The 25851-nt window shown below is 35.7% G+C and carries 17 protein-coding genes, 2 tRNA genes and 1 pseudogene; 8 read left to right on the plus strand and 12 right to left on the minus strand.

Annotated features, from left to right (window positions below; genetic code table 11):
* Window positions 1-15: 15 nt before the first annotated feature.
* Window positions 16-102, minus strand: a tRNA-Leu gene (locus OPR30_RS03030).
* A gap of 10 nt (window positions 103-112) precedes the next feature.
* Window positions 113-727: a 30S ribosomal protein S4 gene (gene rpsD, locus OPR30_RS03035; RefSeq protein WP_006012690.1), complete on the minus strand. Its 615-nt coding sequence runs from the start codon at window positions 725-727 to the stop codon at window positions 113-115.
* Between the two features lie 113 nt (window positions 728-840).
* Between rpsD and tkt the strand changes: the two genes are divergently transcribed.
* The 3 genes from tkt (at window position 841) to gatC (ending at window position 4217) form a co-directional block, all read left to right on the plus strand.
* Window positions 841-2769 (plus strand): transketolase, encoded by a 1929-nt coding sequence (gene tkt / locus OPR30_RS03040; protein WP_265031089.1) that lies wholly within the window; start codon window positions 841-843, stop codon window positions 2767-2769.
* A 184-nt stretch (window positions 2770-2953) separates the two neighbouring features.
* On the plus strand, window positions 2954-3874 hold the full coding sequence (locus OPR30_RS03045) for a ribose-phosphate diphosphokinase (RefSeq protein ID WP_149168843.1): 921 nt from the start codon (window positions 2954-2956) through the stop codon (window positions 3872-3874).
* Complete coding sequence (gatC, locus tag OPR30_RS03050; RefSeq protein WP_052264736.1) at window positions 3864-4217, plus strand: Asp-tRNA(Asn)/Glu-tRNA(Gln) amidotransferase subunit GatC; 354 nt, start codon at window positions 3864-3866, stop codon at window positions 4215-4217. Before OPR30_RS03045 ends, gatC begins: the two co-directional genes overlap by 11 nt.
* A gap of 38 nt (window positions 4218-4255) precedes the next feature.
* Here gatC and OPR30_RS03055 read toward each other — a convergent pair whose 3' ends face one another.
* The 6 genes from OPR30_RS03055 to OPR30_RS03080 all read right to left on the minus strand — a co-directional run bounded on the left by OPR30_RS03055 (window position 4256) and on the right by OPR30_RS03080 (window position 12543).
* Window positions 4256-5512: a Tol-Pal system protein TolB gene (locus tag OPR30_RS03055; protein WP_265031090.1), complete on the minus strand. Its 1257-nt coding sequence runs from the start codon at window positions 5510-5512 to the stop codon at window positions 4256-4258.
* Window positions 5513-5521: 9 nt separating this feature from the next.
* Complete coding sequence (locus OPR30_RS03060) at window positions 5522-7156, minus strand: ribonuclease J (RefSeq protein WP_265031091.1); 1635 nt, start codon at window positions 7154-7156, stop codon at window positions 5522-5524.
* Window positions 7157-7325: 169 nt separating this feature from the next.
* On the minus strand, window positions 7326-8444 hold the full coding sequence (gene dnaJ, locus OPR30_RS03065; RefSeq protein WP_265031092.1) for a molecular chaperone DnaJ: 1119 nt from the start codon (window positions 8442-8444) through the stop codon (window positions 7326-7328).
* A gap of 82 nt (window positions 8445-8526) precedes the next feature.
* A tRNA-Arg gene (locus OPR30_RS03070) sits at window positions 8527-8604 on the minus strand.
* A 262-nt stretch (window positions 8605-8866) separates the two neighbouring features.
* Window positions 8867-9379: a hypothetical protein gene (locus tag OPR30_RS03075; protein ID WP_264377944.1), complete on the minus strand. Its 513-nt coding sequence runs from the start codon at window positions 9377-9379 to the stop codon at window positions 8867-8869.
* A gap of 77 nt (window positions 9380-9456) precedes the next feature.
* Window positions 9457-12543: a phosphoribosylformylglycinamidine synthase subunit PurL gene (locus OPR30_RS03080; RefSeq protein ID WP_265031093.1), complete on the minus strand. Its 3087-nt coding sequence runs from the start codon at window positions 12541-12543 to the stop codon at window positions 9457-9459.
* A gap of 108 nt (window positions 12544-12651) precedes the next feature.
* On the opposite strand from OPR30_RS03080, the gene OPR30_RS03085 reads away from it, so the two are divergent.
* The 4 genes and pseudogenes from OPR30_RS03085 (at window position 12652) to OPR30_RS03100 (ending at window position 19472) form a co-directional block, all read left to right on the plus strand.
* The gene (locus tag OPR30_RS03085) at window positions 12652-15570 is read left to right on the plus strand and encodes a PD-(D/E)XK nuclease family protein (protein ID WP_265031116.1); all 2919 of its coding nucleotides are present in this window, start codon (window positions 12652-12654) and stop codon (window positions 15568-15570) included.
* Window positions 15571-15784: 214 nt separating this feature from the next.
* The gene (locus tag OPR30_RS03090) at window positions 15785-17191 is read left to right on the plus strand and encodes an ankyrin repeat domain-containing protein (protein WP_265031094.1); all 1407 of its coding nucleotides are present in this window, start codon (window positions 15785-15787) and stop codon (window positions 17189-17191) included.
* Between the two features lie 188 nt (window positions 17192-17379).
* Window positions 17380-18768, plus strand: coding sequence for a class II fumarate hydratase (gene fumC / locus OPR30_RS03095; RefSeq protein WP_010401666.1), 1389 nt, complete (start codon window positions 17380-17382; stop codon window positions 18766-18768).
* Between the two features lie 82 nt (window positions 18769-18850).
* Window positions 18851-19472: pseudogene (locus OPR30_RS03100) on the plus strand (IS6 family transposase).
* Window positions 19473-19616: 144 nt separating this feature from the next.
* On the opposite strand, the gene metG reads toward OPR30_RS03100, so the two are convergent.
* The 3 genes from metG to OPR30_RS03120 form a co-directional block, all read right to left on the minus strand.
* On the minus strand, window positions 19617-21146 hold the full coding sequence (gene metG, locus OPR30_RS03105; RefSeq protein ID WP_265031095.1) for a methionine--tRNA ligase: 1530 nt from the start codon (window positions 21144-21146) through the stop codon (window positions 19617-19619).
* A 370-nt stretch (window positions 21147-21516) separates the two neighbouring features.
* Window positions 21517-22434, minus strand: coding sequence for a DUF1129 domain-containing protein (locus OPR30_RS03115; protein ID WP_265031097.1), 918 nt, complete (start codon window positions 22432-22434; stop codon window positions 21517-21519).
* Between the two features lie 81 nt (window positions 22435-22515).
* Window positions 22516-23919, minus strand: coding sequence for an NAD(P)H-dependent flavin oxidoreductase (locus OPR30_RS03120; RefSeq protein ID WP_265031098.1), 1404 nt, complete (start codon window positions 23917-23919; stop codon window positions 22516-22518).
* A gap of 134 nt (window positions 23920-24053) precedes the next feature.
* Here OPR30_RS03120 and coaE point away from each other — a divergent pair, with 134 nt between their 5' ends.
* The gene (gene coaE, locus OPR30_RS03125) at window positions 24054-24632 is read left to right on the plus strand and encodes a dephospho-CoA kinase (RefSeq protein WP_265031099.1); all 579 of its coding nucleotides are present in this window, start codon (window positions 24054-24056) and stop codon (window positions 24630-24632) included.
* Here the strand turns inward: coaE and OPR30_RS03130 are convergent.
* A complete protein-coding gene (locus OPR30_RS03130; RefSeq protein ID WP_265031100.1) occupies window positions 24622-25806 on the minus strand; it encodes a ribonuclease D in 1185 nt (394 codons plus the stop codon). The two genes, coaE and OPR30_RS03130, sit on opposite strands and share 11 nt — an antisense overlap.
* Window positions 25807-25851: the final 45 nt, after the last annotated feature.

Below are 25851 nucleotides of genomic sequence, written 5' to 3' on the forward strand. Positions count from 1 at the left end.
TTTGATAAATTAAACTGGTGCCCATGGGGAGACTTGAACTCCCAAGGTCGCAAAACCCACGGATTTTAAGTCCGCTGCGTCTACCGATTCCGCCACACGGGCCTTATGTTGTTTATCTAGAGTAAAATTCTACTACTAAATTGACTTCCATGTCTGCTGAATAGGGGACTTCGGAATATTGAGGCGCTCTCAAATACTTCACTGAAAGTGCTTTGCTATCTGCCTCTAAATAATCTGGAGCCTTACGTTCTTGTTTTTGTTCAGCCTCTATTAATATAGGAATTTTTGCTGCTCTTTCCCTTATTTTTACTATATCACCAGGCTTCACTCTATAACTTGATATGTTAACCACCTTATCATTAACTGTAACATGTTTATGAGATATAAGCTGTTTTGCCGAGTAAATTGTTGGCACAAAACCAGAGTGATATAAAACAGAGCTTAACCTTGATTCTAAGGCACCAATAAAATTATCAGCCGTATAACCCTTTCTTTTGTAGGCATCTAAAAATGTACGTCTAAGCTGCTTACTTGAAATTGCATAGTAGAACTTAAATTTTTTATGTGCAGCAAACTGCTTACCAAAATCAGATAACTTCTTAAATCCAAGAATACCATGCTGACCTGGAGGGTATTTTCTTTTATTGACCGAATCTTTTGCTCTACCCCATAAGTTTACACCAAGCCTGCGACTGATTCTATACTTTCTATTGATAACAGTTGTCATACAAAAATTCTCACAATCTAACTATAAATTATTAATGATTTTAACATTAAGTGTCAACTTGTTTTTGCCACTATGATATAGTATACTTCACTTTTAAGTTTTCCTATTAATACATGAATCATCTACTACTAAAATCCATGGCAAATGCTGTCCGCTTTTTATCAATTGATGCAGTACAAAAAGCAAATTCTGGACATCCAGGTATGCCACTTGGCATGGCAGATGTTGCCACTGTATTATTTGCTAAATACCTAAACCATAACCCTGATGATTCTCAATGGATCAGTAGAGATCGTTTCGTCCTATCAAATGGTCACGGTTCAATGTTGCAATACTCTATATTATATCTGACAGGCTACATTAGTATAGATGAACTAAAAAACTTCAGGCAACTTACATCAAAAACTCCAGGTCACCCAGAATTTGGCTTAACTTCTGGTATAGAAGCAACAACAGGCCCGCTTGGTCAGGGATTTGCCACTGCTGTTGGCATGGCACTTGCTGAATCGATTCTTGAAAAGCAGTTTGAAATCAGTCACTACACTTATGTAATGCTAGGAGATGGTTGTCTTATGGAAGGTATAAGCCATGAAGCAGCGTCCCTTGCTGGGCATCTTAAATTAAATAAGCTGATAGCACTTTTTGACGACAATGACATCTCTATAGACGGCTCTACTAGCCTCTCTTGCTCTGATGATGTAGAAAAGCGTTTTTCAGCGTATGGATGGAATGTTGACAAAATCGATGGGCATGACTTTGATGCTATATCCCTTGCAATAGAGCAGGCGCAAAAGTCTGATAAACCTACACTAATCTGTTGCAAAACTATTATCGGAAAATTTTCAAGCCGTGCTGGCACATCTTCTGCTCATAGTGGTGCCTTTACAGAGGAAGATGTAAAACAGATGAGAGAAAAATTAAATTGGGACTATGAACCATTTCATGTACCAGAAGATGTGAGAAACGCTTGGATAGAAACAGTTAAGAGGGCAAAGCAAAACTATACATCCTTGATCAATAAAGAACTACAAAGAAGACTTGAGAAACGTTTGCCGAATAATATCGAGAGTGATTTGGCTGATCTGAAGAAACAAATATGTAAGCTAATGCCAAACGAAGCTACTCGATCTTCTTTCGGCAGAGTAATGGAACTATTAACTAAGTCTATGCCAGAACTAATTGGTGGCTCTGCTGATCTTACCGGTTCAAATTGTACTAAATATAAGCATATGCAGACAATAGATAGTAATAATTATAGTAGCTCTTATGTCCACTATGGAGTGAGAGAGCACGCTATGGCAGCTTGTATGAATGGTATGGCTCTTCATGGTGGAATTATTCCTTATGGTGGAACTTTTTTAGTATTTTCCGATTACTGCCGCCCTGCTATACGTCTTTCAGCTTTGATGAAACAGCAGGTTATATATGTAATGACTCATGACTCAATTGGAGTAGGGGAGGATGGTCCAACTCACCAGCCAATAGAGCATTTAGCTTCTCTGAGAGCTATACCCAATCTGTATGTTTTTAGGCCAGCAGATGCAATTGAAACTTTGGAGTGCATTAGCATTGCATTGGAAAAAAAAGAATCTCCATCGTTATTTGCACTTTCAAGGCAAAATATTAATTACATGCACTCTTATACTGACCAATTGGCCAACCTATCAAAATTTGGTGCATATATACTATGCGAATATTCAGGGAAGCTAGAAGTGACGATATTTGCTACCGGATCTGAAGTTGAAATTGCAGTTGAGGCAAGAGAAAAATTACAGGAAAAAGGTGTAGGTACAAGGGTCATTTCTATGCCGTGTTGGAGGCTTTTTGACGAGCAAAGTGATGAATATAAAGGGGCAATATTAAATAATGACAGCATTAAAGTTGCAATTGAGGCTGGAAGTGAAATGGGTTGGCATAAATATGTAGGCTCAAACGGTATATTTATTGGCATGAAAAATTTTGGAGAATCAGCACCTTATGAAGCTCTTTATAAGCATTTTAATATTAGCGCTGATTATGTAGTAAAATGTGTTTGTGAATAACACTTTTTGTCATTACGCTGCGCATAAAATTACTTAATGAACTCAGCCAGTACCGTTATTATGATAAGAAAGCTAGTGAAATGTTTCGAATAACTTTTTCTTTTCTATGAGCTACTTGACGGCAAGAATAAAGTTTTAATCATTCCATGGTTTCTGTATAATTTTCAAAACTTAATTGGTATATATGAAGGTAATAATAGGTAGCGCTAGTAAACGATTAGGAGATTCAATAGCAAGTGGGCTAAATGCTCAGCTATTCCCCAATCAGGTGTCAAGATTTGCCGATGGTGAGGTAAATGTAGAAGTAGCAAATGATCTACGTAATCAAGAAGTATATATAGTACAATCTCTTTCTTCCCCTGTAAATGATAACCTTATGGAGCTTCTGCTTACAATTGATGCAGCAAAGAGATCTGGAGCCAAGAGAATAACAGCTATTATTCCTTATTACGGATACAGTAGGCAGGATAGGGTTATTAAAAACAATAATATGCAATCTGCTTTAAGTGCTAAATTAACTGCAAATCTTATTCAAACAGCTGGTGCAAATAGCGTTGCTGCTATTGATTTGCATTCAAGTCAAATTGAAGGTTTTTTTGATATACCAGTTACTAATCTAAGCTGTTTTGAAGTATTTGTTAACTCTATATACAAGGAAAACTTGGCAATAGTTGCGCCTGATGTTGGAGCAATTGGCAGAGCTCGTGCTTTTGCAAAGATTTTAGAGGAAAAACACAAGTTGGATAATGATATTGTTGTAGTAGATAAATATAGAGAAAAAGCAGGTACATCTGAGGTAATGAATGTAATCGGAGAAGTTGCAAACAAAAATTGCGTCATTGTTGATGATATAGTTGACTCTGGCGGAACATTATGTAATGCAGCTCTTGCTTTAAAAAACCGAGGAGCAAAGTCTGTAGTTTCGTGCATTACACATGGAATACTTTCAGGAAATGCAGTTGAGAAAATCTCTTCCTCTTCTCTGGATAAATTAGTAATTACGGACACCGTATTTCACAAATTTGAAAAAAATGATAAGATAGAGGTTGTTTCAATTGCAAATATTTTAATTTGCTTTATGCAAGGAGGTAAAAGTGCCAGCTAGATCAACAGAAGATGTTATCACTTCGTTAATAGAATTTGCAAATAAGAGAAAAATAACAATTACTAAGGAAGAAATGCTTAAAACTGCACAGCTTGTGAGGATTAAGTTATCCGATGATGAGATTAAATACTACTCAAAAGAACTGACAATGCTGGATTGGATACATGATACTTTGTTGAAAGTTAATACTGAAGGTGTTTCTCCTATGCGTTATGGAACTATAGATAAGGATGTCCATGTACGCGATGATATTATAAATTCTCAAAACATTAAAGAAGAAATATTATCCAATACAAAATCAGAGCATGGGTATTTCGTAGTACCGAAGGTTATAAACGATTAAGATAAAGCAAGATTTATAACGATTTTATAGATCTACTTTCAGAAATAAGACCAATCTGGTAAAGAAGCATTCGTTGGAGTAAAAACCATTTTTTGATTTTTCTTTACTAAATCTACTAAATATAATTTAGAGTTGCTTGGTGATTCTGCGTTAGTAAAGATAATTTCTCTGCCATTTGGTAGCCATGCCGGAGATTCAATTTTATGTCCCTCTGAAAGCAAGCGCTCTTCTTTGCCATCTGGCTTCATAACTCCTATGTAAAATTTTCCTGACTGAATTTTTGTAAAAGCTATCAGATCTCCTTTTGGCGACCAAACAGGTGTAGCATATCTTCCATTTCCAAAACTAATTCTCTTGGGTTTTTTGCTTTTTTTAGTGAAATCTATGATATATAGTTGCTGACTTCCACTTATATCAGAACTAAAAACCATGTACTTTTGATCTGGAGACAAAGAGGGAGAAGTACTTATAGCTGAACCTTTAGTAATTTTTTTTGTTCGTTTACTGCTTAAGTCTAGAGATAATATATTTGTTTCACCACTCAATGAGTGGGAAATAAAAAGAGATTTACCATCAGGAGAAAATCTTGGTGCAGAAATAACTCCTTCAAATGCGCTGATTATTGATTCAGTGTTATCTTTTAAATTTTTTAATATTATATAACTTTTACCATTTGTGTATGAGATATAAACAATACCCTTTCCATTTGGTGAAAATCTTGGTGTTGACACAAATTTCTCACCATTTGTTAAGTACTTTATATTACTTCCATCTTGATTCATCACAGCAATTTTACGTACGGATTTATAATTGCTATCTTTTTCTTCAGCAATATACGTGATTTTTGTGTTGAAGTGCCCTTTCTCACCAATCAGTCTATCATGTATCACATCCGAAACGAGGTGAGCAATTTTTCTCCAGTCTTTTGCCGGAAAAACAACTGACTGAGTGAGTAATTCTCTGTTTGTAAAGCTGTCAGATAAACGAAAAGATAGCTCTAAATTTCTGTTTGATACTTCACTTAAACTTACTGTGACTACAGTATCGCTTTTCCAAGACTCAACTTTCGTGTTACGTTTCACATTAAATAAGCCACAATTAGATAGATTTGTTTCAATTACTTTTGTGATGCTTTCGCTTAGCTCACTTTCCACTTCTGTCTTGCATGCACATTTAGATACAACAAGATCAATATTACCAATATTGCTTTTTTTTATATCAACATATAAAACAGCTTTTGTGGAATAAGGAATAAATAACGAAACAAGCAATATTAGTTGAACGAATAATTTCATTCTTTCATTTCATACCTGTTCTATTTGGACTTCAATTATAGGTCTTTTTAGTAAATATTCCTTTAAGATACTAAATATTGAACTTTCAATCTTATTTCTTATTTTTTTTATCGGTTGTGGACTAAATGCTGACTCAACCTTCTCTATGATCTTTTGCATAATGGCTGCATCTTCTTGCGCTTCGAAAACACCAGGTGCAAATACTTTTGGCTTAGCGAGCAATTTGTTTTTCTTATTCACAATTGCTGTTACTACAATAACCCCAGCATCTCTCATTCTCTCACGCATCTTTATAACGCTGCATTCTGGATGGCGTAGCAACGTACCATCAATACCAAAGTAGTCAACATCAATTGAACTAACTTTTTCTCCATTCTCCAAATTAACAATATCACCTGGTGCAATCATTATTGCTTTTTTCACACCGCACTCTTTAGCGAACTTTACATGTGCATCCGTATGAATATACTCACCATGAACTGGAATAGCTATCTTAGGTTTTATCAAAGAATACATTTCCCTTAGCTCTGCTTTTACTGGATGTCCGGAAGCATGAACATTCTCTGTTTTTTCAGTAATAACTTCCACTCCCATCTCAATAAAGGCATTGAGCATGTTATGTGCACGAGTTTCATTGCCAGGAATGATTTTTGATGAAAAGATCATGGTATCATCTTGCTGCATTTTAAATGCTTGATGACTCTTAGCGGCAAGTCTTGCGGTAGCTGCCAGTGGCTCACCTTGACAACCTGTGCAAAGTAGCACCAGCTTTTCCCTTGGAAAATTTACTGCCTCCTTTGCTTCTAGAAACTCAGGAGAATCAGTTAAATAACCACTATCCTGAGCAACTTTCACTATTCTCCATAAAGATCTGCCAAGTAAAACCACTTTTCTATTTAGTGCTTTTGCAGCTTGGCTTATTGTTTCAATTCGCGCCACATTCGAGGCAAATAGCGAGACAGCAACCAATTTTTTAGACCGCTTTATTATATTGTAAATATTATCATAAATTTCACTTTCTGACTCAGGGTGATGCGTGCTTAATATATTGGTTGAATCGCAAATTGCTGCAAGCAGATCACCTTTATCGCCAATTTCTTTTAGACGCTCCATATTAGAAGTTAATCCAACAACAGGTTTTGGGTCAAATTTCCAGTCTCCGGTATGGAGTGCACTACCCATTTCAGTGCTAATTAATATTGAATTTGCTTCAGGAATTGAATGAGTTACATTTATAAACTCAACGGTAAAAGGACCCAAATTTATGCTGCCATTTATGTCCACCTCTTTCAAAGGCACTATACCTTCCAATCGAAATTCTTTCAATTTTTCTTTGAGAAAGTTAACCGTAAACTTTGTTGTATATATGGGACATTCTAACTCTTCCCACAGATGAGGCACTGCACCACAGTGATCCTCATGTGCATGTGTAATGATTATTCCAAGCAAATCTTTTTTTCTTTGAGCAATAAAATCTACATCAGCGATGAGCAGCTCAACACCTGGCATAGTTTCATCTGCAAAACCGATACCAAGGTCGATCATAATCCACTTGCCTTGATAATGATATAGGCTAACGTTCATCCCAATTCTTCCTACTCCTCCAAGAGGAAGAAATAAAAACTCATTTTTGTTTATGTTCATTAATTTTAAATTATTAAAATGCGAGGATAGCAAAACTTCGACCTTAAATAAAGGAATTTATCACTTTTGCATAACTTAAAAAAATCTTTTCACTAAAAGAGAAGGCTTTCAAATTGGTAAAAAGAATTAAGTGTAGACAGCTACCTCTTTATATCATTTAGCAAATTTCTCATTTTTTTTTTACTTTTCCAAAGAATCCTTCAGATTTCTGCTCTACACTTTCATGTTCCTCTTCCTCAAGCGCTTTTAATAGCTCAATCTGCTTTTGGGTTAAATTCTTTGGATTTAAAGTCTCAACTATTACCTGTACGTATAAATCACCACGAGCATGTGAGTTCATATATGGCATACCCTTTTCCCTACAACGTAGTTTGGTACCAGTTTGAGTGCCTTCAGGGACCTTTACTTTTATTTTAGCTCCATCAATTGATTGAATATCGATTTCACCACCAAGTACTGCTAGTGTCATTCTTATAGGCACTTTACAGTGTAAATCTGCTCTATTGCGAGTGAAGATCTGATGAGTATCTATTTTCACACATACGTATAAATCTCCGCTTTTTCCACCTCTTGCTCCAGCTTCTCCTTTACCACTGACCCTTACCTTAGCTCCTTCTTCTATGCCTTTTGGAATTGAAACGGAGATATTTACTTCATCTCTTTTACGCCCACTTCCACCGCATTTCTTACATTTATTTTGTATTATTTCTCCTTCCCCATAGCATGTAGTACACGTTCTTTCAATGGTAAAAAAGCCCTGTTGAGTTCTAATTCTACCGCTTCCCTGGCATGTGTTGCACTGAACTGGTTTGATTGCTCCTTCGCTACCTGTGCCTTGGCATGTATTACATTTTATATTTGTCACATAATGTATAGGTGCTTGTATTCCTTTAAATGCATCTTCTAAGGTAATTTTAAGATCGTAGCGCAGATCTGCTCCAGATACTCCTGTTGTACTTCTTTTTGTTCTTGACCTACTTGTACTGCCGCCGAATCCTCCACCAAAAAAATCGTTAAATATATCGCTAAAATCCCCTCCAGCTTGGCTGAAATCAAATCCACCGGAAGCACCATCGTGACCATAACGATCATAACCTGCTCTTTTTTCAGAGTCAGATAGAACTTCATATGCAGCTGTTACTTCTTTAAATTTTTCCTCTGCTTCCTTATTACCAGGATTTCTGTCAGGATGATATTTTAATGCTAGTTTTTTATATGCTTTTTTTATCTCGTCAGTACTAGCATTTCTGCTCACTTCTAGCAGATCATAATAGTCTTTTTTGTTCATATATAATAGCTCAGTATTTTACCTTTAAAGATAGGTATTACACATATGAATTTCAAGTATGACCTCTATTTCCTATAAAATATGGTGCACCCTGAGCGACTTGAACGCCCGACCTTTTGATCCGTAGTCAAATGCTCTAATCCAACTGAGCTAAGGGTGCTTGCACAAAGTTGACTTTAACAGATTTTATAGCTTATTTCAATTGGTTTAGCTAAAAATAAAACTCTTATCATGTATGAAACCTGTAAGAAATTGTACTAGCTCTCTTAAAGGATAACTTAAGTTAACAGTTTCCAATTACTTTGATTTTAGAACCGCTATCCGAATAAAAGCTTTTCACATTATACTGCCAAGCTGCTAACAAATAGCGGAATGACGGTTATAGTTAAATCTAAACTATTTTGGCTATATCAGAAGACGGGTTATGCAGAAACCTTAAAATACTTCTTGCTTGCCAAGGAGAATAAATACATTCCTACAAACAAGCAGATACTCAATATCGATGCATAGGAAAACTTGAAAATTAAATCTTTAATATATCTTGATAAGCATTTACCTGCAGAAATTTTGTATAGTAGTCCAACACAAACAATCGTACTATCAATGACTGATGCTATAATTAAAGTGATGAAATTTGCCATATGAAAATTCAATTTCGACTTTAATTCTTCAAAAACAACTATGCTTGAGAGAAGAGAGATTAAAATTGCAGTATATAGAACCAGTATCATAAAACTAAAATTTTGCAATTTAAAAAGACAGCATATCACTGTACACACTATTAAGCTGTAAGTAGCTTTGCTTCTACCATAAAACTCAACCATTGAGTTTACAACTAAAGTAGCTCCCACAAATAAGGCAGCACATATCATTAATTTATTTGAAGTGTTAAGTAAAGAAAGACTGATAAGCAAGAGTATTGATAAAATGGACATAATCACCTACCCAAATTTAATAATATGCATTTATTTTAATCAGACATTACACATAATGAAAAATTTGTCTAGCGTAATCAAAAGTTATTTAAACTAGTACCTAAGTCTTTCAAATCTATTCTTATAATATCCTTTATATTGAGAGCTTTCTCCTCTGTCACTTTTCCAATACATGAAAAAACTATACCTTTAAACAATTCTTCAAACTTCCGCTGATTTTGCGGGGCAATGGTTACTAATATTCTACTTTGCGATTCAGAAAACATTATTATCTTGTTTATTATGTCTGTATTTTGTGTTTTTCCTATTGGCACTAGTGAAAGATCGATTTCAGCACCAAGGTCTCCTGCAATTAGCGATTTTGCCAGAGCAATAATTAATCCGCCTAAGTTTGGTGTAATTGCAGAGGCAATTATGCCATCTCTTATTGCCTGGTTGTAATGCTCATACAACTTCCTAGCGCTCTTTGCATCAACTTTTGGTACGTTGTTATTACCTATTCCACTATATAACTGATATTCAGATCTACCAAGTTCATCAAGTGTTTCTCCAAGTACATATATCAAGTCTCCCGGCATTTTCACATCAAGCGATACCGCATTTTCAATATTTTCTATAATTCCAATTGCTGAGATGAGTAATGAAGGTGGTGCAGAGATTATCACTTTCTCGCCATTTTCATCATATCCCTTGAAGTCATTAAACATACTGTCTTTTCCGGATATGAATGGTGTTTTAAATGCAGTTGCAAAGTCGTAACAAGCCTCTGCAGCTCTCTTTAGTTGCCACAGCCTTTCTGGATTATAAGCATCACACCAGCAAAAATTGTCGAGCAACGCTAGATGATTTATATTTCCTCCTGCGGCTACATAGTTGCGTATTGCAGTGTCAATTGCACATGCTGCCATGTGATAAGTGTCAATTTCTCCATAACTTGAGCCAAATCCCTGCGATTTTACAACACCTTTGTTTGAAGAAAGGACTGGCCTCGAGACAATAGCTTCACTGCACACTCTTCCCTTGCCTTGCAGTGGTTTCAGTATTGACGATCCTTGAACCTCATGGTCATATTGCACCACTATAAACTCTTTGCTGCGTATGTTTGGTCTGCTTAGCATTTCTTTTAGTGCAAAGGTGTCATTCCAGTGCTTGACACTGGAATCTATCTCAAGCTCAACTCTGCCATCGCACGTATTTTGACATAAAGTTTTAGATCTATTTGCAGACAAAGCCTGCTGGGTTCCAGTGTCAAGCACTGGGATAACAGGAGAGAATTCTGGAATGACAGCGTATGGGTTAGATTTTCCAGACCATGGCTTTGTTTGTAAATGCACTTTGGGATTACCGTCATGCAGAAATTCAGTTTCGATGTCCATTATTACTGCCCCTGGGGGACATTTAACAACGGCTTTGCCACTTTTGTTGAATTCTCCAATTACACAGACCTCCACATCATGTGTTTTCATGATTTGCTTAAACGCAGGAAGATTTTCTTCTGGCACTGCTAAGGTCATTCTCTCTTGTGATTCTGATATCCATATTTCCCACGGAGCCATACCATCGTTTTTAAGGAGAACCTTGCTCAAATCAACTTCAAATCCGTCTTTTCCCATTTCACCAATGGACGATGATAGACCGCCTGCTCCATTATCCGTTATTGCATTATAAAGACCAAGATCTCTTGCTTTTACAACGGCGTTGGATAATTTTTTTTGTGTTATAGGATCACCAATTTGCACAATTGTTGAAGGGCTGTTTCCCGACAATGCCTCTGAAGAAAAAGTTGCACCGTGAATTCCGTCCCTTCCAACTCTTCCACCAATAATTACGATTTTATCACCGTTTTTGGGTTCTTTTATGTGTGAAGGTGCATTATTTATATTCCGTGGAATAATTCCGATGCTTCCAACAAAAACTAATGGCTTTCCACAGAATCTATCGTCAAAGTATACCGATCCAAGTTGCGTTGGAATACCGGAGCAATTACCAGCAACATTAACACCGTGAATCACTTCTTTCATTATATATTTTGGTGGTAAGATTTTATCAGTACGCTCTTTATCTCTATAAAGTTTGCCTTTTGATTCTTTGGCAAAGCAAAAGTAATAAGTATTCATGATAGGTTCTGCACCTTTGCCAAAACCGACTATATCTCGATTAACTCCAAGCACTCCAGTCATTGCTCCACCGAACGGATCGAGAGCTGAAGGACTATTGTGAGTTTCAACTTTATCTACAATCAAGTAATCGTCATCAAAAATTATTCCTCCTGCGTTGTCGGAGAAAACTGACACGCATATGTTAGAATTTATCTCACGCGTTGCACGCTTAATATAATGAGCATATAGACCATCTTTTATTTCATCAATAGGGGAGCAAAAAATATTGTGTTTACAATGTTCAGACCAAGTCTGTGCCAGAGACTCAAGTTCAATATCATATGGATTTCTACCGAGTTTTTTAAAGTAATCCTTTATAGCTTTCATTGCTGCCAGCGAGAGCCCTAAAGTGCCATTACCATCGATTCCATCTCTGCTGATTTTTTCAAGCTCTTGGTCACTTACATTGAGTTTGACAGATTTTGCTCCATTATTACCTGGTGTCATCCCAGTGCTTGACACTGGAATCCATTCTTTTTTTTCCTGGTCACGCTCTGTAATGACACCAGGTGGGGTATTTGGTTTACTGTAATACTTCCAATGGCAATTGCCGTTTTCTTTATAGACAAGTGTGCAATATTCAGTAATAGGATTGAATTCCTGTTTTATGTCATCTTCGGTTGGAAAACCTCCTTGACTTAGAATCAATTTTGAACTTCTTGCCTTGATAGAAACACTTTCATCAATGTGGCCTTTGCTCATTAGATATTCTCTAACAATTTGTTTTGCCGTGTTTCCTACGTTATCGGTCATGCCAGGTAAAAAGCTTATCTCCAAGCCCCACTTTGCTTGTGATTCTATGAAGTTATATTGAACTTTTTCAAGGTTTTCATTGTAGGAATAATAACGGCAGTCTTGTATGACTTTATTATAAAATAGCCCACAAATTTCTTCATGTAATTTTGATGGTAATTCTTTGCTTATGTAAATCAAGTAAACATTAACTACCCTTCTGCGGCCAACTTGTTCACATTTATTAAAAACTTCTATTCTGATGTTTGCCATGTAATATTGTGAAAGACTTTAATATATCATAGCATAAGAAACTGCGAGCACATTTATATTTTAAATAATTTCTATACAATAAAAGTGTTGTATTAATTGTTACTGTTAGTGGGAAGAGTTTTTACTGTTAATGTGAATGAGTCCCTTTTTGATGTTCTGGTTCAGCACATATTTTCTGAATATGAAAGAGAAAAAATTCCCGAGATAAAGATCATACTTCCCTGCAAGAGGGATGTGATAGCATTGCTGAGTGCATTCAAGAATTACAGAACTATAATTTTGCCAGAGATAGTTTCACTAGAAAACATTGATGAAGAAGATTTAATATTAAATCTTGATAGAGTTAAAGTTATTAACCCGACAAAGAGAACGCTGCTACTCATTCAATTTATATTGGAGTGGAATAAAAAACACAATGATAGTTTTCCAATCGATCTAGTTTACAGTTTGCCGTCATTACTTCAATATACCCAAATAGCGGATTGTTATCAGCTTGATGAGCATTCGAAGAAAATGGAGAATTTCATAAACTTACTTATCAAAACTTGGAGTAATACTTTAAAAAATTTAGGAGTAGTAGATATACTAAAGCATAAGAGTGACTACATAAACAATATGATAGCCTCCCTGAAGAAAGATCAGCATATGATCTTTATTGGAATTGGAAAGGAGGAGATTTATAAGTTGTTGATTAAAGCTGTATACGACCTGCCATTTGGAAAGATAATTTTACCTAATCTGAATTTGAAAATTAAAGAGAAAGATTGGCAATCACTTGATAAAAAACATTATCAATATTGCCTGAAAGATCTGCTCGATTATTTAAGTATAGGCAGAGAGGATGTAAGTTTTCTGCCAGAAGCTTGTTCTGATGTCATTCCAGTGTCCAGACACTCGGATCCAGAAAACTTAACTTTAAATGAGTGCACCAGGTGGCTGTACAATAGAAACTGGATTCCAGTGTCAAGCACTGGAATGACATCATCTACTACTCAAATTACCTGCAAATTACAATGTTCGTACACTAAAAATCAGAGGGCTGGGATGACAGGCAGTCCTGAACTAGATTATGTCTTTGATACAACTGCCGATCTAAGTAAAGTTAGTAATGGATATATTGGCAATATTGAAGTCATCACTTGTGATTCCAGAGAGGAAGAAGCACAGGTGACGTCACTAATTATGGAGAATGAAGGTTATGAAAACGTTTCTTTGTTTGTTTTTGATAAATTACTTGCAGTTCGTATGGTGTGCCCCATATCGAAAAACTATTCTTATGTGACGCTTCTGCTTTATAGTATTGAGATTTTGAACTCAAAATGGAACGGTGTGGCATTGCTTTCTCTTCTTAAACATAGGCTAGTGACTTTTGGTTACGCTCAAGAAGAGTACACTCGTATTTTATCTGAGTTTGAGATAGAAGTATTGCGTAGCTTTGATATAAATGGTCTTAAGGATATTATCAACGCTATTAGTACTTGTAAAAAGCTAAGATATAAAGAAGATATATTAATTATTATCAGTAGATTAGAAACTATATTTAATCTTTTACTTAATCTTATAAATTATCCTATTTCTGATATAGCAGCAGCTCATTTACAGTGTGTTAATGTGCTTTCTAATGTGAATTTTCTAGAGCTAAATGGTGAAATAGGTAATTTTACTCGTGATTTCTTAAATGCATGTGACGGTATAGCAATTGAGTGTTCCTTAGAGTTATATAGTCAAATCCTGATATTATTTTTAAAAAGGAAGTTTTTTTCTCCAGAAAATAACTTTGATAAATTTAGCTTATATCAAAATAAAGTTGTAATACTTGCTGGATTTAATGATATACCAAATTTTCAGAATCCGTTTTTGAGTGCACTGAATAGAGAAAAATTTAACCTTCCTTCTGTGCAAGAAGAGCAAGGGTACTTTTTGTATACTTTGCGCAATTTATTTGGTGCCGGCAAGGTTTATATTACGAGGCTAGTGAGTGATAGAAAATCAATTCTATTGCGCCGTTTGGAAGTTCTGTTACAAGAACCAAAATATCCTTATCGCAATTGGCTAAGAATATTAAATACACCTGAGTGCATTGTTCCATGTACTCAGCCTATGCCAAAACCTCAAGCCAAAGTCAGAGAAGAAAAAATGCAAGTGATGTCTTGCAGTGCGGTAGAAAAACTGATTCGTAACCCTTATTCATTTTATGTTGAATACATACTGAACCTTAGACAGTTGAAAGACTTAAATTTTAAGCCATCGATATTGGAGTTTGGCACTATGGTACACAATATTCTTGCAAGATATTTACGCAACGAAAAGTCGCTGATGAGTATTGCACGAGAAATATTCTCGTCTAATCGATTCCACTTTTCAAATATGTGGTGGGTAAGGTTGCAGAGGATAATTCAATCTTTTGTTGAGTTTGATAGGACTGGAAACAATCAAGTTGAGTTGGAGAAGAGCTTTTCCTATCCGATATTTCATATTCCAGCGCGTGACACACAACTGCGCGGATGCTGTACAACTTCCACTAAGAATAAGGGTGTCATCCCAGTGCTTGACTACTTGGATCCAGAAAATTTGATTGCAAATGAACACACCAGACAATTGTGTAATAAGAGCTGGTCAGATACTCGAATGACAGAAGAAATTTTATTGACAGCAAGATGTGATAGAGTTGAGTATCTACCAGGTGGGCAAGTAGCAATTATAGACTATAAACTTGGTTCACCACCTTCCAATGAGGAAGTTATGTCAGGATTTTTCCCGCAATTAATTTTACAAGCTTTAGCAGTGGAATACACAACAAAAAAAGAAGTCTCGGAGCTTGCTTATTGGAAACTTGATTATGATAAAATAAAGGTTATTGCTTTGAAAGATTATAGACAAAAAATGCATGAATTTCAGAATATTCTACCAGATTTCTTATCTAATTATTTAAGAGATACTACTCCCTTCATTGCCTCTCCTTATTTTGATAAATTCCTGAGATTTAACATCTACAAACAACTAGAAAGGATAGGGGAGTGGTTATAAATTATATCTCCTCTCATCCAGATCAAAATAGCTGGTTGTACAGCTGGTTTACTAAGTGCAGTAGGAGAATTACTAGATTGTGATATAGACTCATCTTTGCTAGACTCAAACAACCATAAAAAAACACTAAAAAGTGATTCAATCAATTTTAGCCATTAAAACTTGAATAGTGGCTAAAATAGCTTTAAATTGTATATTTATTTTAGAGGGGTATATGCCATCACAAAAACAGCTAAATGCGCAGCTAATTGATGCTGCTAAAAAAGGACAGCTAGATTTTGTTCAGCAAGCTATACAGAGTGGAGCAATTATTAATACAATAGATGATGATTATGGGAGAACTGCTTTAATATGGGCTGCTGACAATGGTCAACTAGAGATATTACAATACTTGATAGAAGAGGGAGCAAATGTTAATGCAGAATCTCCGGGAAACATAACTGCTCTAATTCATGCTGCTGCCCATGGTCATCTTGAGGTAGTACAACTTCTAATAGCAAATGGAGCTGATTTAAATGTGAAACGTAAAGGTCAATTCTCTGCCCTAACATATGCTATTGTAAATGGCCATACGGAGGTAGCAAAGCTTCTAACTAGATATCATTTAATAGCTAATCTTGATATGTCAATACCTCGCTTGCCTCTTCCTACTTGTATACCAGAGTTATCATCTTATTGGTATGACTGTAAGGATGAGCTCAATAAAATGAAGGAAGAAGATAGTGAATTATATAATTTTCTTGTAAGTAAGAGAATTAATGAACAGGTAAGAATTTGGACAGAGAGTGAGACAATACAAAATATTTCACAAGATAGATTAAATATAGAATACTCAATCTATGCTAAAGATTTAACAGGTAAAATAGAATTAGTGATATTTTTTCTTAACAACAGGGAAATAATCAATTCTTTATTGCGGTATTATAAGGTAAGAATTCAAACAATTGATCAGGTAAAAAGCCTACTTGATCGTTTCACAAGAGAACATGTAGAGCTTGAAGTAGAAATTGTTCCAGCACAATTAAACTTTAATACTAAAGAGTTACAACCCTCTAAACTAAAAATATTATCATTTGCACAAATGATTAACAATCATGCAGGATTATTTTCAGCTGCCAAAAATGGTCAATTAGAAACAGTAAGATACCTGATAGAAAAACAGAAAGAAGATATTAATTCAACAGATCACTATGGAAGAACTGCTCTAATGTGGGCTGCTGGAAGTGGCTATTTAGAGGTAGTAAAGTACCTGATAGAAACAGCAAAAGCAAATGTTAATGTGAAAGATGGCTATGAAAACACTGCTCTGAATTATGCTACTAGAAACGGGCATTTAGATGTAAAAGAATATCTGAAAGGTTACATACAAAAAGAACTGCGGAAGAAATACGTCTGCATTGGCGTGAGTGGTGCAATAGGTTATGTTGCCGGTATGACAATATCATGTTCTGCGGGAGCAGTGATTACAGTTTGTGCAGCATCAGCGACCGTTAGTCTAGCGTTAGGTGCAATGTTGGGTTATATGATTGTAGAAGTAAAAAAAGAGAAAGCAAACAAAGGTATAGCTTCTGCGCTTAAAGATGTTTTCACTATTCAAGCTCTAAGTAGAATAGCCTTATAGAGAGTGAAAGTAGGTTTATTGCTTAAGGTTGCATGATTGCCTTAATAACAATAAAAAAATAATAGAAGCAAAAGATATGGCTTGAAAATTTTCTAAGGTCTTCACTAAAAATGTCTCAACTTGACACTGAAATACAATTTGATTTAATTAATTCATATATGTAGTGTCAAGCACTAGAATGAGGAAATATGGATAAAAAAGTTAGAATAGAATCAGATAGCTTAGGAGAAGTAAAAGTACCAAGTGAACATTACTGGGGAGCGCAGACTCAGCGTTCTTTGGAAAATTTCAAAATTGGTACAGAGAAAATGCCAGAGCCCCTGATTAAAGCGCTAGCAATAGTAAAACTTGCAGCAGCACGTGTTAACATGAAGCAGGGTAGCATAGATAATAGAGTAGGGGATGCAATCTGCTCAGCTGCAAAGGAAATAATAGACGGTAAATTTAATAATCAATTTCCACTTGTTGTTTGGCAAACCGGGTCTGGGACGCAGACCAATATGAATGTGAATGAAGTGATCAGCAATCGTGCAATAGAAATTTTGGGCGGTGATTTAGGTAGTAAATCTCCAGTGCATCCAAATGATCATGTAAACTGTGGTCAGTCATCAAATGACACTTTTCCAACAGCAATGCATATAGCAGTAGCAGAACAAATAGACCGCTTGCTTATTCCCAATCTTGAAGAATTATATAAAGCGCTAAATAATAAGGTTCATGAATTTAAAGATATAATAAAAGTAGGGCGTACTCATCTGCAAGATGCAACTCCTCTAACACTTGGGCAGGAATTTTCTGGCTATGCAGTTCAGATTAAAAAGGGAATAGAGAGAGTAAAGTCAACTCTAAGCAATGTATATGAACTTGCACAAGGTGGCACTGCAGTTGGCACGGGAATCAATACTAAAAAGGGTTTTGCTGAGGATTTTGCTAAAGAAGTGGCAAAAATCACTAATTTTCCATTTATTTCAGCAAAAAATAAGTTTGAAGCACTAGCAGCAAATGATGCTTTAGTTGAGCTCAGTGGAGCACTCAATACAGTAGCAGTAAGCTTGATGAAAATTGCAAATGATATAAGGTTACTTGGTTCTGGTCCAAGATGTGGAATTGGAGAAATAATGTTACCAGAAAATGAGCCTGGCTCTTCAATCATGCCGGGTAAGGTGAATCCAACTCAATGCGAAGCAGTGACTATGGTATGTGCTCAAGTTATGGGAAATCATGTTGCAGTGACAATTGGTGGCTCAAATGGTCACTTTGAATTGAACGTGTTTAAGCCGGTGATAATTTACAATGTTTTGCAGTCTATAAGACTTTTAGCTGATACAAGTTTAAATTTTGCAGAGAAATGCGTAGTTGATATTAAAGCAAACGAAGAAAGAATAAAGGATTTACTAAATCAGTCGTTAATGCTAGTTACTATATTAAATACGCATATAGGATATGACAATGCAGCAAAAATAGCGAAGCTTGCTTATAAAGAAAATATCACTCTAAAAGAAGCAGCAGCAAAACTTCAACTGCTCACTGAGGAGGAGTTTGAAAGGATAGTGAAACCAGAGGAGATGGTAGGTTAAACTACCACCTTTTTTAGGGTTCTGTCGCATTTGTAGGGAAGTAGAAAGAAGAATGATATAATTGTCTAAAAAAAAAGCAAAGATGTTTCGTATCAATCAAAAATTGTTGCCATATTTCAAAGGATTTAGCTTTTCAGCGGATGTTATCTGTATACATGAAATGTCGATTCTCTTTGAGCTATCGAGATTTGGAAGAAATGATGAGTATAAGGGGAGCAAAATGCTACGTTACAAAGGTGGGTTATCACCACTGATAGATGAGGCAGTAAGGAAAAGAAAGAAGCAGGTTGGTAGTAGTTGGAGAGACTTACATTAAATTAAACGGTAAATGGGTTTATTTATATACTGTACTCTTGTGTGTTAGTAGAGACAAGTCTGCAGCACTTGCATTCTTTCGTAAAGCCTTCAGGAGTAACTATCTTCCTGAGAAAATTGTAATTGATAAAAGCGGCAGTAATACTGCTGCTCTTGATTATTTGAATGCAGAAATTTCTGAAGATTACAGTTCTTCAAATAAAATATCTAAATAATATTGTTGATAGATTTATCAAAAAACTAATAAAGCCAATGCTTGGGTTTAAAAGCTTCCATTCCGCAAAGATTACCATCACAGGCATAGAAAATATTTGTATGATTCAAAAAAGACAAATTATTAAAATAATGTTTCTACTTTTGAGAATTTTGCTATGTTAATGGCTTCATAACTCCTATAATCCCACCTTTAATGATCTTCTTTCCTATGGTTTATAGATGCGACAGAACCTTTTTTTTTGACTCTGTTGAATTAAAAAGGCTAACTACAGAACGGCCAACTCAGTCTAGTCTTGTAACGGCTTACTAAGGATTCTTTAAATATCGATCCTCAAAAAAATCGGCGTAGGTTTAGGCAGTGTAATGCCTAAGCTTACACATGCGTTGCACAGAGATTTTAAATCACGTTGTTCTTTTGGAATTTGCAACTGATCGAGTATCATTTTTGCTGACTTTGGAGCAATTGGCTGCAGCAAAATGCCAATCATTCTAATGTATTCAAGTAATTTGTAGATTACTAAATCCATGCGCTCTCTATCGGTTTTACTGAGTGTCCAGGGTGCACTTTTATCTATGTAAGCATTGGCCTTGGAAGAGATATTGATAATCAGGAGTATAATCTGGTTAAATTCATACTTTGATAGATGATCCATTACTTGATCAATTATGGCTTTGCAATTTGGTAAACTCTCATCATCTTTAAGCAAATTGCGATCGACCACTGGTACAACTCCAAAGCATTGCTTGTGCAGAAATGAAATTGTTCTTTGCACTAAATTGCCTATATTGTTTGCCAGCTCTGAGTTTATGCGGCTGATCATGTTCTTCTTACTGAAATTACCATCTTGACCGAAACTTGCTTCCCGAAGGAGAAAATAGCGTAGTTGATCAACACCAAACTCTTCTGCCAGACCAATTGGATCTATAACGTTACCAAGGGATTTGGATATTTTTTCCCCCTCGTTCAGCCACCAACCATGAACTGCAATTTGCTTTGGCAGTGATAAATCTGCTGCAAGGAGGATCGCTGGCCAGTATACAGCGTGAAAACGCAATATGTCTTTACCGATCACATGAACGTTGAAGGAGTTTGTCCAAAACTTCTTATATTCCTCATCTTCTATATTAGGAAAGCCTATTGATGTGAGATAGTTAGTGAGCGCATCTATCCAAACATAAATTACGTGCTTGTCATTCCCTGGTACTTTTATTCCCCAATTAAAACTAGTACGAGAAATCGAAAGGTCAGTAAGTCCTGATTTTACAAACGATACCACCTCGTTTTTTCTGCTCTCAGGAAAGATGAAATTCGGCTGATTTTCGTATAACTCTAGTAATTTATTTTGCCAACTTGACAAACGAAAAAAGTAGCTCTCTTCTTTTATCCACTGAACTTCAGCACCTGTTGGTGCTCTGCCATCTATCAACTCTGATTCCTGATAAAACGCTTCATCACGAACTGAATACCAACCTGAGTAAGAATCCAGATATATTTGCCCTCTCTCTTCAAGCCTATTCCATAGAGCTATAACTGCTTTTTCATGACGTTCTTCTGTGGTGCGAATAAAATCATCATAATCAAAGTTCATTAGCTCAGCCAATTTTCTGAACGTAACACTTATTTCATCTGTAAATTCTTTTGGCTCTATTCCCTTTACCTTAGCCGCTTTTTCAATTTTCTGTCCATGTTCATCTGTACCAGTAGTAAATTTGACGTTCTTTCCAGCTAATTTCATAAATCTAGCTGTAACATCACAGATAAGGGAAGTATATGCGTGGCCGATATGTGGCTTGTCGTTTACGTAATATATTGGCGTAGTGACGTAAAAGCTCTCAAATTGCTCCATTTTGTACTGTTTAAAGCTTTATCGTATCTGCACTAGTAATAAAAATCAATATATATCCTATCGTACAAGCAATCTGAAAAGCCATTATACCGCTGCGTTTTGCAGCGGTATAATGTGAGTAACTTACGTTTGAGTTGCTATGATATTGTTGTCCATAACTTCACAACTGTACAAACATTCGTCTGTGAAAGCAGTGTGTTAAATATTATAGCAGATTTTGCCTCAAACACAAAAATGTCATCCCAGTGCCCAGACACTGGGATCCAGAAGAATTAATTGTAAACAAACGACTATACAACATGTTCAATAAAATTACAAAAAAGCTGGATTCCAGTGTCAAGCACTGGAATGACACTATTTGCTGTACAATTTACCTTCTAAAATCAATATTACATCCATGATTTCCAGAATATTTTTCCGCATTAGAATGAGAAAACAACCCACTAAGTCTGTTTTCATCATAAGAAGGAGCACTTGGAGCAGTATTAGGATCTTGAGGAGAGTAAGGAGGTGGTGGTGAATCATAACCTCCACAACTACGCCCTTGTCCAAGATATCTATCTACCGCTTCTTCAGCCTTCTTAATATTTTCTGACTCTTTCTTATGTTTCATATGAAAAGCCACACCACCAGCAAGACACACAAGAGAATTAATGCCAAGAATGACTAAACCCCAAACTGGTAAGACTGGGTTAATAGCGCAACCTATCAAAGCTGCTAAAGAAATTGCACCAACTGCAAATTCTATATTTCTGAACATTTTAAGTTGACTATCTAGATAATCTATTTTTTCTGACTTTCTAGCCGTTTTTTCGCTGCTGTTGTACCAAACACACATTAAAGCATGGAAAGCAACACACGCAACTACAGCTACTATCCCTAAAGCTAATAATTTCCTGCTGTCTTCTGAGTCTTTTTTCTTATCTTCTCTGCTTTGGTAGCCAACAGTATCAAAACCAGGGTTATTTATAACTGTAGTACGACCACCAAACAGGTTGCTAAGTAGTAAATAATCCCAAAAATCTAAACCTCTATTATCGTTTATATGTACGTGCGTGACTTGAGGGCCTGTAGTTTGTTGCCTATTGCTTCTATCATATTCTGTACTGTGCTGATCATTAGTTGGATTACTGCGCTTAAATCCCTTATACGCATTTTCAAAACTTTTATCACTCCAGTTCTCAATATTTTGCATATCAAGAGAACGTAAAAATTCTTGAACACCATTGTCACTGCCATTTTCTTTTATATAGGCAAGTGCATACCTTTTTAAAACACTATCACTCATAAAAGTTCCCCCTAAATTAAGGTTAAATTAATAAACATTTATTATAACAAAGTAAAGTTTACTTGTCAATTCAACCATACCCTAATACCCAGTTAATATCCTTCCCACCAGTTCTTTTACTGTCGGTACGTAGCCATTTTCATAAAATGGGTCTTGCTTAAATCTGTACACATTGTGTCCAGAAAACATGAGTTCATTTTCAACATTGCCGTCATGTACAATGTTTTGCAGTGTCTTTTGTATACAGAAACTCCGTGGGTCTGGCTTTCGCCCTGTTGAATGGTCACCATGATCTTTCCAATTGCTAAACAGACAATGGCTTAAACATCCCATGCAATTAATTTGATCTTGTCTTATTTCCGCAAATTTGCCTGGTGTCACAAAAATAACAGTTGTATCTGGAGTTTTCATTACCTCTGTATACCCTGCTTTAATCCATGCATTTGCTAGCTCTTTGTCTTTTACAGTGAGGTAAATCTTTCTACCTCTGCTACCCATTGCAAATTCATTATTAAACTCTCCGCTTGCACTTTCCGAAAATTTTATTTGACGTGAATTCCTCTCCTGTAGCTCACGTATGAAGTTATTTCTTACTGCAGATGAGTAAAACCCTGTTGGACTAAATTTGTTTAAAAATACATCACCTTCTTCTAAAGTAAGTAACTTCTTTTTCCACTCTGTAGAAATCGGGCTTTCTTTTGTTAAAAGTGGACGAGTGCCAAACTGAAAAGCTATTGGTCCGATTTGTAAATTGTCAAACCAATGTTCCCAATCCTTCAAATGCCATACTCCCCCTGCCATAACAATTGGCGTTTCAGCAAGACCAACCTCGTTCATGAAAGATCTAAGCTCTGCAACTCTTTCAAATGGAGCCTGCGGTAATTCTGGGTCTTCACTATTACTGAGCCCATTGTGACCACCAGCAAGCCACGGATCCTCATATACTACTCCACCAAGTAAAAAAGAAGATATTTTTTGGTAAGCACGTTTCCACAACGCTTTAAAAGCGCGCGCCGATGAGATAATAGGGTAGTAATAAACTTGATATTTAGCTACAATTTCTCCAAGCCTGTAAGGCATACCAGCACCGCAAGTGATGCCATGAACTAAGCCTTTTGCTTTTTCTAATATGCCATGAAGGACTTGTTCTGCTGCTCCCATTTCCCAAAGCACGTTCATATGTATTCTTCCACGGCCCTTTGATATTTCATTCGCTATTTTTGCTTGACTAACTCCAGCCTCAATACTATACTTGATTAACTCTTCGTGCTTTTCATTTCTTGTTTTACCTTTATAAATTAGTGGTACCAGCTCGCCATTGTCATCGATAAGTTTAGCATTTGCACCAGAAAACGTACCAACAGCATCTGCTGCAGCGAATGCTCCACTTGATCTTCCGTCACTAATTGCAATGCCTTTGCCACCTTCGATAATCGGCCACACTTCTTTCCCTGAAATCACTATCTTTTTTATCTTATCTTTCAAAATTTCCTCTTAATCTTTCACTCTATTTTACTTAATTACTAAAAAAATAATAGCTTTTCTTTTTATACCTATGCATTCAGTTTTAAATAGGCATAGGAGATGCTATAAATATAGTTTTATAAGAAATTTGCTATATGATCATAGGTTTAACAGGTGGGATTGCAGTTGGAAAGAGCTTTGTAGCCAATTGCTTTAAAGAATTTGGTGCCGCTTTGTTTGATGCCGACTCTGTCGTGCACCAGCTTTATAAAGTGGACAAAAACATAATAAGTTATGCAGAAGAAAAATTTCCTGGGGTAGTAGTAAATGGAAAAATTGATAGAACAGTATTGTCTAAATATTTTTTAGCACATGATGAAAATTGGAAGCAATTCCAGTCTTTAGTACATTCCGCTGTGCGAAATGAATTAGAATTTTTTATTGATCATGAGAAAGAAAACAACAGAAAACTTCTAGTTCTAGACATTCCACTCCTGCTGGAAACGAGATTCCATTTGTATTGCGATTTTATTGTTTTTATCCATGCAGATAGCGTTGTGCAAGCTCAAAGGATTAGTGAGCGTAATATGGATAAAGAAAAGCTGAATCTAATGTCCGGTATTCAGCTACCTATTGAAGAAAAAAGGCAAATGAGTAACTTCATAATCGATAGCAGCGCAAATGTTTTTTCTCAAGTGAAAGACATAATAAACTCGTTAGACCTCAGCACGTGATACGGTTATTTTTCACGAGATTACTCCGAATTTTAGCTATACTATCAGCAGATTTTACCATTAAAATCTCAAACCTTGAGCCTGCGTTCAAAAATGATTCAACTGACTTACCGAAAAAATCATATCTCCACCCCTTGAATAGTTTATCTATCTGCCCAGATATTGAACCAGCTAACTCATCTTTTGATGAAACTAACTTTCTTGATATGTTATTTTCCTTACATTTGCTCTCTAAAATAATCGAGAGTATATCAAATACAGATTTATCATAATTATCTGACAGAGTATAATTTTGCTGCACAAACTCCTTCTCATTCTCATTAAAAATATTCATAAATTCTAATAAATCTTCCTCTTTTATATTTTTTGTGTTCCTCTCAAGATCATCTAAAACCTCGTCAATACGCTCCACATTTTTTTCAATAAGACCAATTATTACAGCATTATTAATTACTTTATTACGATTGATGTTATAGCGTTGTGCTAAAGTCTCTTGCCACTCACTCACTGCTTTAACAACTAACATTAGCCTCGGATTTGCTTCATAGTTAAATTTAATCCTCCTCCATGCATCTTTTGGACTATGCAAATACTTATTTATATCAACCAATAATTCCATCTCTTCTTGAAACCAACTCATCCTATTACTTTCTTCAAGTTTATTGGACAATATTTGGTATAGATCATATAGATATACCACGTCGTTTATTGCATAGTCTAGTTGATCCTCAGACAATGGACGCCTTAACCAGTCTGAATTTTTAGCTTTAATTTTATCCAGTGCTATTCCTTGATATTGCTCTACTACTTTTGAATAACCAATAAAGTCATGATAATAATGGCAAAACATAGCAGCAACTTGGGTATCAAAAATAGGAGTGGGAACACATTTAAACACAGTGAGTAAGGATTCTATATCCTGCCGGCAGCTATGAAACACTTTGATTATTCCCTGATTTAGCATCATTTTCTTAATGAATGATAAATCAATTTCTGGCACTAATGAATCTACAATAAAACTCTTCTCTCCGTAAGAAATTTGAATTAACGATAATTTTGGGTAGTAGGTTAAATTATTTCTAATGAACTCCGTGTCAATTGCTATAAATTTTGGATCTTTTTCCATCAATTCTTTACATGCATTTTCCAGTTCCGATGTCGTACTAATTAGCATATATTTTTTATTCAGTGGCTATATTTTACCACTTATATTAAATCT

Source organism: Wolbachia endosymbiont (group B) of Athalia cordata, from assembly GCF_947251845.1.
Classification (GTDB): domain Bacteria; phylum Pseudomonadota; class Alphaproteobacteria; order Rickettsiales; family Anaplasmataceae; genus Wolbachia.

Coding starts and splice junctions, on each gene's coding strand:
- rpsD (WP_006012690.1), bottom strand. CDS start 727: ATGACAACTGTTATCAATAGAAAGTATAGAATCAGTCGCAGGCTTGGT.
- tkt (WP_265031089.1), top strand. CDS start 841: ATGAATCATCTACTACTAAAATCCATGGCAAATGCTGTCCGCTTTTTA.
- OPR30_RS03045 (WP_149168843.1), top strand. CDS start 2,954: ATGAAGGTAATAATAGGTAGCGCTAGTAAACGATTAGGAGATTCAATA.
- OPR30_RS03055 (WP_265031090.1), bottom strand. CDS start 5,512: ATGAAATTATTCGTTCAACTAATATTGCTTGTTTCGTTATTTATTCCT.
- OPR30_RS03060 (WP_265031091.1), bottom strand. CDS start 7,156: ATGAACATAAACAAAAATGAGTTTTTATTTCTTCCTCTTGGAGGAGTA.
- dnaJ (WP_265031092.1), bottom strand. CDS start 8,444: ATGAACAAAAAAGACTATTATGATCTGCTAGAAGTGAGCAGAAATGCT.
- OPR30_RS03075 (WP_264377944.1), bottom strand. CDS start 9,379: ATGTCCATTTTATCAATACTCTTGCTTATCAGTCTTTCTTTACTTAAC.
- OPR30_RS03080 (WP_265031093.1), bottom strand. CDS start 12,543: ATGGCAAACATCAGAATAGAAGTTTTTAATAAATGTGAACAAGTTGGC.
- OPR30_RS03090 (WP_265031094.1), top strand. CDS start 15,785: ATGCCATCACAAAAACAGCTAAATGCGCAGCTAATTGATGCTGCTAAA.
- fumC (WP_010401666.1), top strand. CDS start 17,380: ATGGATAAAAAAGTTAGAATAGAATCAGATAGCTTAGGAGAAGTAAAA.
- metG (WP_265031095.1), bottom strand. CDS start 21,146: ATGGAGCAATTTGAGAGCTTTTACGTCACTACGCCAATATATTACGTA.
- OPR30_RS03115 (WP_265031097.1), bottom strand. CDS start 22,434: ATGAGTGATAGTGTTTTAAAAAGGTATGCACTTGCCTATATAAAAGAA.
- coaE (WP_265031099.1), top strand. CDS start 24,054: ATGATCATAGGTTTAACAGGTGGGATTGCAGTTGGAAAGAGCTTTGTA.
- OPR30_RS03130 (WP_265031100.1), bottom strand. CDS start 25,806: ATGCTAATTAGTACGACATCGGAACTGGAAAATGCATGTAAAGAATTG.